The sequence below is a fragment of the Flavobacterium sp. FG19 genome (assembly GCF_057809475.1).
This window is the reverse complement of the sequence record NZ_JBMDKA010000022.1, coordinates 21,092-36,243: the sequence shown is the minus strand read 5'-3', so window position 1 is coordinate 36,243 and position 15,152 is coordinate 21,092. Positions and strand designations below refer to the sequence as shown.

The following is a 15,152-nucleotide window of genomic DNA, read 5'->3' as shown; positions in this document are numbered from 1 at the left end:
ATTAAATACTTTATAAAAATCAAAATTGTGTACATTTATACCACATAAAGAATTATTAAAAATTCGCGAATTCGTGGCAAAACCATACATAATAAAACTATGATCGACAAAATAAACCTTAACAATATCCTCTTTCTGGATATAGAAACCGTTCCCGAAGAAGAAAACTTCAATCTGCTCGATGAAGAAATGAAGTCTCTTTGGGATAGTAAAACCCAATATCAGCGAAAAGACGATTTTACACCTGAAGAATTTTACGATCGTGCCGGGATCTGGGCAGAGTTTGGCAAAATCGTCTGTATCTCCGTTGGTTATTTTACTATTAAAGCGGATGTCCGTAATTTCAGGGTAACTTCTTTCTTTGGAGAAGAAGAAAAGATCCTCAAGGACTTTAATAATCTGCTTAACAATCATTTCAATAAACCACAGCATCTTTTATGCGGCCATAATGCCAAAGAATTTGATATTCCGTTTTTAGCCCGCCGTATGATTATCAATCAGATTGCCATCCCGGACAAACTGAATCTTTTTGGTAAAAAGCCCTGGGAAATCCCACATCTGGATACATTAGAATTATGGAAATTTGGCGACTACAAACATTTTACCTCTCTGAAACTCCTGACCAAAATTCTTGGTGTGCCTTCTCCAAAAGGTGATATTGACGGCAGTCAGGTAGCCCAGGTGTATTATGTCGATAAAGATATTGACCGAATAATAACGTATTGCGAAAAAGATACTATTGCAGTAGCACAGATTTTTCTCCGTTTACGCCGTGAAGAGTTATTGATTGAAGATGAAATTATTCATGTCTGATGCTTTTAAGACGCTGAAATTGCTTTTTACACGAACTTAACTTACATGGTTTAAAATACTTCTGAATATGACTCCTTCTGAAATTTCTCATCACCGTCTGGCTTGTCAAAAATTGTTTAAGGCTGCTACATGTTCGCCACAGGAGGTCGTTCGGCATTTTGGTGCCATGCAGGCTCAGGATTATGCTATGGCAAAATGGGCCATTGGTTCCCGTTGTGATGCCTCAGAAAAAGAAATTGAAGAAGCTGTAAACTCGGCACAAATCATTAGAACCCATATTTTACGCCCCACCTGGCATTTTGTTGCACCCGAAGATATTTACTGGATGCTGGACATTGCCGGACATCAGGTAAAACAAATGACGTTATCAGGAGCTAAAAAGTTTGGTTACGATGCTAAAAAATTAGAACAGACCAATAGTGCTATCGCTAAACTATTATCCGGAAACAATTATTTAACCCGTGACGAAATCATGCAGGAACTCGGCATAAAAAAAACTTCTAAGGAAGATTTTCTAAGCGCCGCGATTATGATGCATGCCGAACAGGATGGTTTGGTTTGTAATGGAAGAATGAAGGGTAAAAAAATCACTTATGCTCTATTGGAAGAACGTGTTCCAAAACCAAAAAACAAACTGACTAAAGAAGAAGGTCTGACGAAACTGGCCCTTCGTTATTTTGAAAGTCATGGTCCTGCAACACTGTCTGATTTCTCCTGGTGGTCGGGCTTTTCACCTACAATCTGCCAAAAAACGATTGACGCAATTAAGTTGCAATTAGAAAATGTTACGATAGAAAATAAAACATATTACTTTGTAAATCAAAACTTTGAACATAATAGCTATAATAAAAAAGTTCACTTCCTCCCCGCTTTTGACGAAATTCTAATCGCCTATAAAACCAGAGAAGTCTCTTTTTTATCAGAACATCAAAATAAGGTTTTTACCAATAACGGCATTTTTAAACCCATAATTCTGGAAGACGGAAAAGTGACCGGAATCTGGAAAAGAACCTTCAAAAAAGATCATGTCAAAATTGAAACCGAGTTTTTTAATGAAACTGACAACTCAAAAAAACAAGCCATATTTGAGGAAATCAAATCTTTTGAGAACTATCTTGGGACTAAAATCGTAATTGAATAATTAGAAATTTCATTACGATTATATCCACTCCAAACATAATTCGCCCTTAGAGAACAAAATCTTTGTACTTATTCTCGCTAAATAATTACATTTACAAAAAAATTAGCATTATGGTATTAAGCAGATTCTGGCTGGTCATTTTTATTTCTTCGATTGTTTTTATTGTAGTGAGCTTATTTACAGCTAACACTTATACAATCGATTCTGTTTTAAATGGTAAAAAAGACGATCCGATTCTGGTATCCGAAAAATATATAGAACAGCTTCCGTCTTTTATCAAAGACAGTATCAAAAAGGCCCCGGATCAGACCATGATTATCAATCGTGATACGCTTAATACCGATACTACTTATGTTTTCAAAAACAAAACGGTAAAAATTTACAGCGGACTTCAAAAATCCGACGGTTTACTGCCAACCTGTAAAAGTACTTTAATAGATTTAATTCTGCCATTAATTGCTTATCTGGCCTTTTTCTGCGGGCTGATGGAACTTTTAATTGTTTCGGGCGCTTCAGGAAATCTGGCAAAACTGCTAAGCCCTGTATTTGTGAAAGTGTTTCCAAGTATTCCTAAAAATCACCCTTCTATTTCCTATATGACTTTAAATTTTGCTGCCAATTTCCTCGGATTAGATTCGGCTGCAACACCTTTCGGACTTAAAGCGATGGAAAGTCTGCAGGAAATAAACCCTGAAAAAGACAAAGCAAGTGATGCCCAGATTATGTTTATGTGTCTGCATGCTTCGGGTTTAACCCTGATTGCCACTTCAATTATCGGATATCGTGCCGCAGCCAATGCGAGTAATCCTGCCGATGTAATGCTTCCATGTATCATTACGTCATTCATTGGAACAATCGCTGCCTTTCTGATCGTGGGAATTAAACAAAAAATCAATTTTAAAAGCGGCTCCCTTCTCATTGGTTTAATGGGATTAATTGCGGCCATCATTGGTTTACTGATGTACGTAAATCAACTGGATTTAATTGGAAAAAATTACTTTACTTCTAATCTTTCGGGATTAATCTTAATTGCGATTATTGCTTTCACGCTGATCTTTTCTTTCAAAAATGAAAAGAAATTCGCAGAAGCCAATACTACCGTTTTTGACACGTTTGTAGTGGGTGCCAATAATGGCGTTAAAACCGGTGTTACCATTTTTCCTTATGTACTGGGAATGCTTGTGGCCATCTCATTATTCAGAAATAGTGGTTTATTTGAAATTATAAGTGACGGAATTGCTTTTGTTTTCTCTAATATGGGAGTAAGCAAAGAAATTACTAACGCCTTGCCTGTGGCTATGCTTCGTCCGTTTAGTTCTGCCGGATCAAGAGGTTTTCTTATCGACTCTATGAACACTTTTGGAGCCGATTCGTTAACTGCCAGACTAAGCAGTATTTTCCAATGCAGTGCCGAAAGTACTTTTTATGTAATTGCCGTTTATTTCGGATCAGTTAACATCAAAAATACCCGCTATGCTCTTGGTACGATGCTTTTAGTAGATGTTATTTGTGTGATTACAGCTATTTTTGTCGCAACATGGTTTTTTTAAATCTAAAAAACAAAATCTAATTTTTATGATCCGATCCTACGGATCTATTTTTCTGTTTCGATTCATTCGCATAGCTGGATTAAAATCCGGCTCTACAATATTAAACGAGCCGATGGCTCTTGAATCATAATACTTTTTTCTAAAACGAATTTATTGCGATAGATTTACAAAATGCTGAAGAAAAAATTCATTTTTACACCAAGGGATTAAAATTCATTGAAAATAAAGTACCGCTATCTTAAAGTTCCGAAGGAACGATCTATTTTGTAGCAACGGATTTTAATCCGTTGAAAACAGAACGTCGCTAACGCAAAGTTCCAGAGGAACGATACAGCTCGACAAATTAAATCCTAAAAACAAAATCTAATTTTTATGATCCGATCCTACGGATCTTTTTTTCTTTTCGCATTCATTCGTATAACCGGATTAAAATCCGGCCCTACACTATTAAACGAGCCGATGGCTCTTGAATAATCATGTGTTCCTCTTAAAACGGATTTATTCGAATGAATTTATAATATTCCCAGAATGTCGGAAGAACAATTCATTTTCCAGGGACAGATTAAAATTCATTAAAAAATAAAGCACCTCCATCTTAAAGTTCCGAAGGAACGATTCATTTTGTAGCAACGGATTTTAATCCGTTGAAAATTTATTAAAAAAAAGAAAGTTAAATATTACAAAAACAAATTTTATTCCGTGAAGATTCATTTATTTTATAAAAAAAATGAAATGGCAAATACCTACCATCAAATTTATATTCAGGCTGTTTTTGCGGTAAAATACAGAAATGCGGTGCTTGACGAGAAATGGAGATCAAAATTACTGGGGGTAATTGGGAATCTTATCAATGAAACGGGATGTAAAACAATTATCGTAAATGGAGTTGAAGATCATGTCCACTGTCTGTTTGCATTTAAACCCACCACAACCCTGTCAGAATTAATGAAAGCTGTAAAAGCAAAATCTTCGAAATACATAAACGACCATCATTTAACTAAATCCAGATTTTCCTGGCAGGAAGGTTACGGAGTTTTCTCTTACAGTCAATCTCAGATCGATGCGGTCTACAAATACATCGAAAACCAAAAAGAGCACCACAAAAAACAAAATTTCAACGATGAATATCTAAATTTTCTGAACAAATTCAAGGTTCAGTACGAAGAAAAATATATTTTTGAGGATCTAATGTAATATTATGAAACTACCATATATCTTCATCATCATTCTGTTTGCTGCCTGTCAAAAAGAACAGAAGAAACTCCAGACAGCAGCTTTAAATCCAATTGAGACTTCAAAAACGCTTTCGGAAAACAGAAAAGAAACTGAACCAAAATCTCTGCATACTGATACGATCCGTCTTTCGGATGATAAAAATACCAGTATTAGTCATGTATTTGCCAATCTGATGAGTCAAAAAGCAGATAAAGACAGTATCGTTACTTCACATTTCAGGCTCGACTTTTATCAGAACAAAACCAAAATAGCTTCTTCGAATGTATCAATCAAACAGTATGAAAAAGGTGCCGAATGGTACGGTTCGTTAGGCTTAACGGATTCTTCAGATAAAAATTCTTCTTTTATCAAAATCAGCTCGGGATATCCTGCCTGCGGTTATAACCATGATCATTATCTCTATTATTTGAAAAACAATAAACTTCAGCTTGTACACCAATGGTATTCGATGTCCGACAGCGGCTGGGGAAACTGGACTGAATTTCTGAGCGACGACAATGGAAAAGACCCCGAAAGTTTTTATTGCAAGACTGTTTCATTTGAACCCGGAGAGGATGATTCAGAAGATTCAGGCGTTGTAAAATATTACGATTCTATCTCTTTTTCATTAAAAGGCGATAAATGGAAAAAGAGACTGCTTTCTGCAAAAGACAAAGCGTATTTTGAAAAGAAAATGAGCTTTAATGAGTTTCACAACCAGCAGTAAAAACCATTCTAAGCAGCCTTATTCAAATTCTTTCTTAGGTAAATAATTTCTAACTTTGTAAAAAAACAAAGAAATGATTGATTTTATATACCAGGATCCGTATCCTATTTTAAAAGATGATACGCAATACCGCAAAATCACTTCTGATTTTGTAAAAACAGAACAATTTGGAGGACGAGAAGTTTTAACTGTCGATCCAAAAGGTTTAGAACTGCTTGCTGAAGAAGCTTTAACCGATGTTTCGTTCATGCTGAGAACGACACATTTACAAAAACTAAGAAACATACTTGACGACCCGGAAGCTACAGACAATGATCGTTTCGTAGCTTACAATTTACTTCAGAACGCTTCTGTTGCTGCCGAAGGTCAGTTACCAAGCTGTCAGGATACCGGAACGGCCATTGTTATGGCAAAAAAAGGGGAAAGCATTTTTACGGGTGTTGATGATGCGGAATGGTTAAGCAGAGGTATTTTCAATACTTATCAAAAACGCAACCTTCGTTATTCGCAGATTGTTCCGATCTCGATGTTTGAAGAGAAAAACTCCGGATCGAACCTTCCGGCACAAATCGATATTTATGCTAAAAAAGGAGCTTCTTACGAATTCCTTTTCATGGCAAAAGGCGGTGGTTCTGCTAATAAAACGTATTTATACCAACAGACAAAATCGTTACTGAATGATAAATCGATGGATGCTTTTATCCGTACTAAGATTAAAGATTTAGGAACTTCTGCCTGTCCTCCTTATCATTTGGCTTTGGTAATTGGCGGAACTTCGGCAGAAGCCAATTTAAGTGCTGTTAAAAAAGCATCTGCCGGCTATTATGATAATCTCCCAACTTCAGGGAATATGGCCGGTCAGGCATTTCGTGATTTAGAATGGGAAGAACGTGTTCAAAAAATCTGTCAGGAAAGTGAAATCGGAGCTCAGTTTGGCGGAAAATATTTTACGCATGATGTTCGTGTTATCCGTCTGCCGCGCCATGCAGCCTCCTGTCCGGTTGGATTAGGAGTTTCCTGTTCTGCGGACCGCAACATTAAAGGCAAAATTACCAAAGACGGAATCTTTGTTGAGCAGCTGGAAGTAAACCCAAAACAGTTTTTACCGGAAACAGCTCCACATTTAGAAGCTCCTGTTGAAATTGACTTAGATCAGCCAATGGCTGATATTCTGGCAAAACTATCACAATACCCAATCAAAACCCGTTTAAAATTAAACGGAACGGTGATTGTAGCACGTGATATTGCTCATGCCAAAATTAAAGAATTACTGGATGCCGGAAAACCAATGCCGGATTACTTTAAAAATCATCCGGTTTATTATGCGGGCCCTGCCAAAACACCGGAAGGAATGGCTTCGGGAAGTTTTGGTCCTACAACAGCCGGACGTATGGACGTTTATGTCGATGAGTTCCAGAAACATGGCGGAAGTATGGTGATGCTGGCCAAAGGAAACCGTACCAAACAGGTTACTGATGCCTGTAACAAATACGGCGGATTCTATCTGGGTTCTATTGGAGGTCCTGCTGCTATCCTGGCAAAAGACAACATCTTAAAAGTAGAAGTCGTTGATTTTGAAGAATTAGGAATGGAAGCGGTTCGTAAAATAACCGTAAAAGATTTCCCTGCTTTCATTATTACTGATGATAAAGGAAATGATTTCTTTGAAAATTTATAGTTTTTAGCTGCAAAAGCACGGAAACACTGCTATTCTTAAATACAAAAAACCGCCTTATTCAGGGCGGTTTTCTTTTTTATAATAAATTTTCCATTGTGGTTTTGTTCCTTTTCACCCTTTCAACTCAGAGACTTTTATCTTCTTTTTCAAATGCTATAAAATGCGACAACTCCCCTTTTGCATTATAAACGGGTTGTGCATCGACACTGCATTTATAAGTTCTGCCGTCTTTTTTGTAATTATTGATGATTTTCTTAAAGGGGATTCTTTGTTGTATGGCTTCCCTAATCTCCTGAAGTACAGAAGGACAGGTTTCGGCTCCCTGAAACATCTTTGGAGTTTTACCCAGGATTTCGTCTTCCTGATATCCTGTCATTTTTTTGATTCCGTTAGAGGCAAAGACAATTCTTAAATCCGGATCAGTAATAAGAACCACCTCTTCTTTGATCCGCTCCTCAATGTTAAGATCGTTCTCATTCCAGGTAAACTGACTTGAGATTTTATTAACCCTTTTCATATCAGCAAAAACGGCCTTCAATTCATTTAAATACTCATAATGAAGATCCAGGGCCAGAATTGGTACCAGAGTACGGCCAGTTATTTCTTCTGAGTTATTCTTTTTCATTTTTAATGAATTTTAGAAATCCTTTTCCTCAAAGGTAAGACTAAATTCATGATTTATGCTATGGAAAACTTCATTTTACGGAATTTTCTGTAGATCAGAAAGTGAATTTCAACTGCACCGCTACTGCCTTTTTTTCTTCTGTATTTAAGTTACTAAGTGAGATACCCAGCAGCCGGACAGAATCTTTCATCTTTTCCTGATACAGTAATTCTTCGATTACTTCAAGGATTAATTTTTTATCTGAGATAAAATAAGGCAGGGTTTTGCTTCTGGTCTGTTGTGAAAAATCACTGTACTTTATTTTAAGTGTTACCGTTTTACCTGAAATTTTATGTTTTTGAAGCCGCTTTTCCAGTGAAACTGCAATTTTCTCAAGCTGTTCCAGCATAAAAATTTCCGAAGACAGGTTCACGTCGAAAGTATGTTCTGCCGCAACTGATTTGGTAACTCTAAAGGGTTTTACTTCGCTGTTATGAATTCCCCGGACTACACGATAATAAAAAGCCCCTGATTTGCCAAAATGCTTTTCCAGAAACTCCAGCGATCTGGCTTTCAGATCTAAACCGGTAAAAATCCCCAGCTGATACATTTTTTCGGTCGTTACTTTTCCCACTCCGTAAAACTTTCGAATAGGCAGTTCTTCCAAAAAACCTTCTATTTCATCCGGGTTAACCGTTTTTTGTCCGTTTGGCTTGTTAACATCACTCGCTATTTTAGCCACAAATTTATTAACTGAAATTCCTGCCGATGCGGTAAGCCCTACTTCATTTAAAATCCGGAAACGGATTTCCTGAGCCAGCAGGCTTGCACTTGGATTGCCTTTTTTATTGTGGGTTACATCCAGATAGGCTTCATCAAGTGAAAGTGGTTCGACCAGATCGGTATATTCGTGAAAAATAGTATGAATTTTAGACGAAATCTCTTTGTAGCGATCGAATCTGGGCCGGACAAAAATAATTTCGGGGCAGTATTTTTTCGCCAGAACGCCGCTAATGGCACTCCGCACACCAAACTTTCGCGCCTCATAACTCGCTGCCGCTACGACACCCCTGTTTTCAGAACCTCCCACAGCAATTGGCTTTCCCTTTAGGGCAGGGTTATCCATCTGCTCTACCGAAGCATAAAAAGCGTCCATATCAATATGGATTATTTTTCGATATATGGATTCTTCTGACATTATGCAAATTTAAACAGGAAAACATTAAAAAAAACGTTGTCAATAGTTATAAATAATATCAATTTTTAAAGATTAGAAAGGAAATGATTCCAAACAAATCATTTTCGTTATTTTTGTAGTTTACGAAATATTTAAAAATGCGAACATTTGTTATAGGTGACATACACGGCGGGCTGCTTGCACTTCAGCAGGTGTTGAAAAGAGCCGGAGTTACTGCACAAGACACCCTTATATTTTTAGGTGATTACGTTGACGGCTGGAGCCAGTCGGCTGAAGTAATTGATTTTCTGATTGAATTCAAAAAAACACAAAACTGCATTTTTATTCGGGGCAACCATGATCAGCTGGCCTTAGACTGGCTTGAGAACAGACATGAAGATTTTGATGAAGAAATGTGGTACAAACATGGCGGTAAAGCTACTGTTGAAGGATATGCTAAAATTTCTCCTGAACGAAAAAAAGATCATATTGCCTTTTTTGAAGATCTAAAAGATTATTATCTGGATGATGAAAACCGTCTTTTTGTCCATGCCGGATTTACCAACCTTAACGGGGTAGTCTGGGAATATTTCCCAAAATTATTTTACTGGGACAGAACACTTTGGGAATCGGCCCTGGCATTAGATCCTAATTTAAAACCTGATGATTTGTATTACCCTAAACGATTTACGGTGTATAAAGAAATCTATATCGGGCACACTCCGGTTACCCGAATCGGACAGACTGTCCCTATAAACAAAGCCTGTGTCTGGAATGTGGATACGGGTGCCGCTTTTAAAGGTCCACTGACTATTATGGACATCAATACCAAGGAATTCTGGCAGAGCGAACCGTTAAATGAATTGTATTCTAACGAAAAAGGTAGGAATTAATCTGTAAAAAACTAAATTTGCCAACGCAAAATAATTAATATTTAAGTTTATGAAAAAAGTTATCACATTTTTGTTTTTAGTATCATTTGGATTTACTCAGGCACAACAGGCTTTTAAAGGAAAAGGAGACATGAGAGTAAATGTAGGTGCTAATCTGCAAGATGGAGGTTCAGGAATTCAAGGGTCAATTGACTTTGGTTTAGGAGAGAACTTCTCTTTTGGATTTGTTACAAGTTATTTACTGGGAGTAGATAATTTTAACGGTATCTACCACAACAATCCAACTCCTTACTACGATTACAAACCGGAATTTAAAGATCGTTTTGATGCTAAAGCAAGAATCAATGCCAATTTAAGCAGTGTTATCGGAGTAGAGCAATTAGACGTTTATCCTGGTTTAAGTTTAGGTTTACGCAACTTTGGCGGACATATTGGCGGGCGTTACTTTTTTACTGACGGATTTGGTGTTTTTACCGAAATTGGTTTCCCAATTGCCAAATACAGCGACAATAATGATGTATTTGATCATTTAAACAATCAGGCTACTTTTAGTTTAGGAGCTTCTTTTAGTTTGTAAAAAACACAGTCTTTATATAATAAAAACCGCCCCAAAAAGGGCGGTTTTTGTTTTTAAGTATTTTTGAAAAACTTACCTTCAATACATTTGTTTTCTATTTTTTCGCAAATTTCTTAACGATCTTTTTATCACCGTTATTTAATTCAATCAGATAAATTCCGGTGCTTAATTTGCTCACATCAATCGCTCCTGCAGCCTGACCTGAACCTAACTGCTGTCCTAATGTATTTACGATTTTATAGGAATAGGCTTCTGCTTCCGGAATCAAAACGGTTAATTCGCTTTCAACCGGGTTTGGATACAGTGCAAAACCAGCTTCGGTAGTTTCAATCAGTCCTGCTGTAATTTCCTCTGGTTCAATTGTTCCTGAAGCAGTAATATTTACCGCATAATCTTCCACCTGTCCGTATGAGAAACCTTCACAGGATGTTGGAACAGCATTGTACTTCATAGACACTCTCATTCTGGTAGTTCCTAAAGCTGCTGTTGACGGAATTGTAATGGTTCCCGTTACCGGAGTTGTTTTTGAAGCCGATTTGGTCCAGACCGTTTCTCCTGAATCAGCAAAATCACCATCCTGATTATAATCAATAAACACAGCATACCCTTCATTGTAAGTGGTAGAAGTCCATGTTGGTGTTATCGTAATCGTATAAGAACTGCCTCTGGCTGCATTAGTTGAGATCGACGTATAATTTTCATAACCTGTGGTTCCTGTGGATGTATTATTGATAGTTCCAAATACAACTTTACCTATTCTTTCATCTGCCGCACTGCTTCCCTGAGAATTACAATAGGTTACAGAAGCTGTAGTTGTCGTTACATTTACAGTATTACTGGCAGCCGAAACATTCCCTGCTGCATCTTTGGCTTTTACACTAAAGGTATAAGCGGTAGAAGCTGTTAATCCCGTTACCGTATATGAAGTTGTGGTTGAGGATCCTTTTAGGGTTGTTCCCTGATAGATGTCATATCCTGTTACAGCTACATTATCTGTAGAAGCAGTCCAGGTTAAATTGGTAGTCGTTCCGGTTGTACCCGAAGCTGTAAGTCCGGCTGGCGCAGAAGGTGCCACTGTATCTGTCGTTCCTGAATAAGCAGCACCCACACCTATAGCATAAAATGCATTGGTCGTTGCGATTACTTCAGCAGAACCAGCCCCGTATAAATCAATTGCCGATTGTATCCCGTAAGTTCTGGCATTGGCAAAAGTAGAATTAGATGACAGATACACATCTTCTAAACGAAAAGCAATTTTCGCCGCTTTATCAATACCAATACCTGTTACACTGTATGCATTTCCAATATCGTTGGTACCTGTTTTACCGATGGTCAAAATATAAAACCAATGGTTCAGTACACCAGAATTGGTATGAACACCGCAATAGTCATTGCTGCTGGTTGGCGTACAGCTTACATTAACCCAGTAAGTACCACCATACGTATCAGGCTGACCTTCGGCATTTGGATCGCTCATAGAACGTAAGGCAATATGACCGCTTCTTCTTTCAATATCTTCTCCCACTAACCAGGTCGATTTGGTTGGCGCGGCGCGATACTCAATACAAGCTGCCCAGATATCCGAAAAAGCTTCGTTCATAGCTCCTGATTCTTTTTGATAAGCTAAATTGGCGGTATAGGTACAAACGGCGTGGCCTATTTCATGTCCGGCCACATCCAGAGAAGTTAAAATATCAAAACCTCCTGTGCCGCTTCCGTCTCCATACGTCATCACACTTCCGTTCCAGAAAGCATTATTATTACTTGAATAGCCGGCCGCAATTAAATTATAATGTACATAACTTCTAATTTTTGCTCCGGCATCATCGTAACTGTTTCTGCCGTGAACAGCCGACCAGTAGTCATAAGTCATTTCGGCTCCCCAATGAGCATCCAGCGCTCCGTTGTCTTTATTGGTATTATTATATTCTGCAGCAGTCCAGTTATTATCTGCATCTGTAAAATTAGTAGTAGGATAAGTTGCAGTCCTTGCTGAATTATAGGTCTGGATTCCGTTTCCTCTTGTTCCGTCCAGAAGAATATAAGATGAACCGCTTAAAGTTGTCTGAATAGTCTGGGTTCCGCTGTAACGTGTTGCCGCATTTGCAGCTACCATTGCCATTTTTGATGAAGAAGCTTCTTTTTCTATTTTCTCAGAAGATGAAAACTTCTTTCCATGAACATTATCATTTAAATGTTTTATAGCGGCATTGTAAAACAAGGCTTTTCCGGTTTCAGCATCAATGTAAAGATCTCCTCTGCTTAACGGTTTTGTGGCGTAAATATCAAACTTATAGGCCAGGCGCACCTTATCGCTCACTCTGTTTTCGCCCTGCTGTTCCATATCCGGGAGCAGTACCAATTCGCCTTTAGGCTTTTCATATCCCATTTCTTTGGCATCTTCCGGTTTTTCCCAAAGATATTCTGAAGCTTTTGTATGACTAAGCGCTTTCGTAAATGCCGCTTCACGGGAAAGCTTAGGAGTAACTTTTACATTTTCAAAATTGTAAAATTCACCATTCATTGAAACCAGCTTACCGTTTTTTGAGTGTAACGTATAATTAGCAAATTCTACTTTAACTCCTTGTTCGTACAACTGGAATTTTTCATGCATAAAACCTTGTTTATCAGATTCCGTTTTAATTTTTGAAAATGACTGCGTTTCTTTTAAACCCAGCTGTTCCTTAAAAATCTTATGTGACTCTGAGTTTTTGTAATCAGAAAGTTCGCTGAAAGTAATTAAACTTGGCTGTCCATTTTCTGACAGGTTTTTTTGGCTGACTCTCTTATCGGCTACCTGAGCGAAAGCGGAGAGTGAAAAAGTTACTATAACGGCTGATGTAATAATCCGTGGTAATTTTTTTTTCATAATAAGCGGGGTTTTTAGGTTTGGTAAAAGTGTTTTTGAAAACAAATGAATTAAAGTAAGTAAATACTTAAATTACAGATAAAAGTATTTCAATTTTGTTAGATAATCGATGAAATTTGCCTTTAATCGATAAAATGCAACATTTTTTACTTAAATTTCACTTTTATATAACAAACCATAAGAATTTAGCAGCAAATATGTGCGAAAAATAACATATCAATCAATTTTAAAGTACTGAATTACAGACAAAAACAAATAAATCATCAAATAAAGTCCTGTGACCCTAACAATAAACAGCACAAAAAAAGCCGGCTATTTCTAGCCGGCTTCTTCTTTATGAAAAGAAATTGATTTAAATATTCATTTCGGGAATTTCTCCTTCAATTATTAAATCGGCTTCAGTTGAAGCAATAATATGCTCTACTGAGATGCCTGGCGCTCGTTCTAAGAGCTTAAAACCTTTTTCTGTTACTTCGAGAACCGCAAGCTCCGTTACGATCTTTTTAACGCAGCCGACACCAGTTAACGGTAAAGTGCATCTTTTTAAAATTTTTGACTCCCCGGCTTTGTTTACATGCATCATCGCTACAATAATATTTTCAGCAGAAGCCACCAGATCCATAGCGCCTCCCATTCCTTTTACCATTTTGCCCGGAATTTTCCAATTGGCAATATCTCCGTTTTCAGAAACTTCCATGGCGCCCAGAATCGTCAAATCGACTTTCTGACTGCGGATCATTCCAAAACTGAAAGCCGAATCAAAGAAACTGGCTCCCGGAAGTGTTGTAATAGTTTGTTTTCCGGCATTAATAACATCGGCATCTTCTTCGCCTTCAAATGGAAAAGGCCCCATTCCCAAAACACCGTTTTCGCTTTGAAATTCTACAGCAATATCTTCTCTTACGTAATTAGCCACCAACGTTGGAATTCCGATACCCAGATTTACAAAATAACGGTCTTTTACTTCTTTGGCAATTCGTTTTGCTATATCTTCTTTTGTTAACATATCTTTTAATGTGTTAATTAGTCAATTTGATAATTAGATAATTTTCACCTTCTGCTTTGAAATTATCTAATTGTCACATTTTCTCATTATCTAATTTCTAGCTCTTACTGTACGTTGTTCAATACGTTTCTCAAACTTTTCTCCCTGAAAAATGCGTTGCACCATAATTCCCGGAATATGAATCTGATTTGGATCTAAAGTTCCTGCCGGAACCAGTTCTTCTACTTCGGCAATGGTAATTTTTCCCGCACCTGCCATACAGGCATTGAAGTTTCTGGCAGTTCCCTTAAAAATAAGGTTTCCGGCTTCATCTCCTTTACAGGCCTTCACTATAGCAAAATCGGCTTTGAAGGCCTCTTCCATAATATGCATTTTTCCGTTGAACTCGCGGGCTTCTTTTCCTTCCGCCACTTCAGTTCCGTAGCCTGCCGGTGTGAAGAAAGCCGGAATTCCAGCCTGAGCGGCGCGGCATCTTTCCGCCAGAGTTCCCTGAGGAGTGAGTTCAACTTCCAGTTCACCCGAAAGCATCTGGCGTTCAAACTCTGCATTTTCGCCCACATAAGAAGAAATCATCTTTTTGATCTGTTTTTTCTGAAGCAGCAGCCCCAGACCAAAATCGTCTACTCCCGCATTATTTGAAATACACGTTAAATCGGAAATCGATGTGTTTACTAAAGCCGCTATTGTATTTTCAGGAATACCGCATAATCCGAAACCGCCAAACATAATGGTCATACCGCTTTCAATTCCTTCAATAGCCTCCTGAACGTTATTTACTTTTTTTGTTATCATAACAAACTATCTTTATTACTGTCTATTTTTTGATAAAAATAAGATTTTTAGATGGATTTATAACGATTTCGTAAAAATAAAACCAAAATAAAAATCCCTTTACTAATCTT

Annotated in this window: 13 protein-coding genes; 8 read left to right on the top strand and 5 right to left on the bottom strand. The window is 37.6% G+C overall.

The genetic code is table 11. The annotated features are described in order from the left end of the window. Positions 1–99 precede the first annotated feature (99 nt). The 6 genes from ACODST_RS19710 to ACODST_RS19685 all read left to right on the top strand — a co-directional run bounded on the left by ACODST_RS19710 (position 100) and on the right by ACODST_RS19685 (position 7,124). Positions 100–813, top strand: a complete 714-nt coding sequence (locus ACODST_RS19710) for a 3'-5' exonuclease (RefSeq protein ID WP_488933799.1) — start codon at positions 100–102, stop codon at positions 811–813. 67 nt (positions 814–880) lie between these two features. Continuing rightward, entirely contained in the window at positions 881–1,954 is a 1,074-nt protein-coding gene (locus ACODST_RS19705) for a winged helix DNA-binding domain-containing protein (protein WP_488933798.1), read from the top strand. A gap of 110 nt (positions 1,955–2,064) precedes the next feature. After that, positions 2,065–3,504, top strand: coding sequence for a nucleoside recognition domain-containing protein (locus tag ACODST_RS19700; RefSeq protein WP_488933797.1), 1,440 nt, complete (start codon positions 2,065–2,067; stop codon positions 3,502–3,504). 732 nt (positions 3,505–4,236) lie between these two features. Further along, a complete protein-coding gene (tnpA, locus tag ACODST_RS19695; RefSeq protein ID WP_488933796.1) occupies positions 4,237–4,698 on the top strand; it encodes an IS200/IS605 family transposase in 462 nt (153 codons plus the stop codon). Positions 4,699–4,702: 4 nt separating this feature from the next. Continuing rightward, positions 4,703–5,446, top strand: coding sequence for a hypothetical protein (locus ACODST_RS19690; RefSeq protein WP_488933795.1), 744 nt, complete (start codon positions 4,703–4,705; stop codon positions 5,444–5,446). A gap of 73 nt (positions 5,447–5,519) precedes the next feature. Further along, positions 5,520–7,124 carry a fumarate hydratase gene (locus ACODST_RS19685; RefSeq protein WP_488933794.1) on the top strand — a complete coding sequence of 535 codons (1,605 nt, stop codon included), beginning with the start codon at positions 5,520–5,522 and terminating at the stop codon, positions 7,122–7,124. 124 nt (positions 7,125–7,248) lie between these two features. Here ACODST_RS19685 and ACODST_RS19680 read toward each other — a convergent pair whose 3' ends face one another. Beyond that, positions 7,249–7,749 (bottom strand): PAS domain-containing protein, encoded by a 501-nt coding sequence (locus ACODST_RS19680; RefSeq protein ID WP_488933793.1) that lies wholly within the window; start codon positions 7,747–7,749, stop codon positions 7,249–7,251. A gap of 94 nt (positions 7,750–7,843) precedes the next feature. After that, entirely contained in the window at positions 7,844–8,926 is a 1,083-nt protein-coding gene (gene dinB / locus ACODST_RS19675) for a DNA polymerase IV (RefSeq protein ID WP_488933792.1), read from the bottom strand. 137 nt (positions 8,927–9,063) lie between these two features. Here dinB and ACODST_RS19670 point away from each other — a divergent pair, with 137 nt between their 5' ends. Beyond that, on the top strand, positions 9,064–9,798 hold the full coding sequence (locus tag ACODST_RS19670) for a metallophosphoesterase family protein (protein WP_488933791.1): 735 nt from the start codon (positions 9,064–9,066) through the stop codon (positions 9,796–9,798). Between the two features lie 49 nt (positions 9,799–9,847). Beyond that, positions 9,848–10,375, top strand: coding sequence for a DUF6646 family protein (locus tag ACODST_RS19665; protein WP_488933790.1), 528 nt, complete (start codon positions 9,848–9,850; stop codon positions 10,373–10,375). A 94-nt stretch (positions 10,376–10,469) separates the two neighbouring features. Here ACODST_RS19665 and ACODST_RS19660 read toward each other — a convergent pair whose 3' ends face one another. From ACODST_RS19660 to ACODST_RS19650, 3 genes are all read right to left on the bottom strand, one after another. After that, complete coding sequence (locus ACODST_RS19660; RefSeq protein ID WP_488933789.1) at positions 10,470–13,244, bottom strand: M4 family metallopeptidase; 2,775 nt, start codon at positions 13,242–13,244, stop codon at positions 10,470–10,472. A 352-nt stretch (positions 13,245–13,596) separates the two neighbouring features. Then, positions 13,597–14,250: a CoA transferase subunit B gene (locus ACODST_RS19655; protein WP_488933788.1), complete on the bottom strand. Its 654-nt coding sequence runs from the start codon at positions 14,248–14,250 to the stop codon at positions 13,597–13,599. 90 nt (positions 14,251–14,340) lie between these two features. Then, positions 14,341–15,042, bottom strand: a complete 702-nt coding sequence (locus tag ACODST_RS19650) for a CoA transferase subunit A (protein WP_488933787.1) — start codon at positions 15,040–15,042, stop codon at positions 14,341–14,343. Positions 15,043–15,152 lie beyond the last annotated feature (110 nt).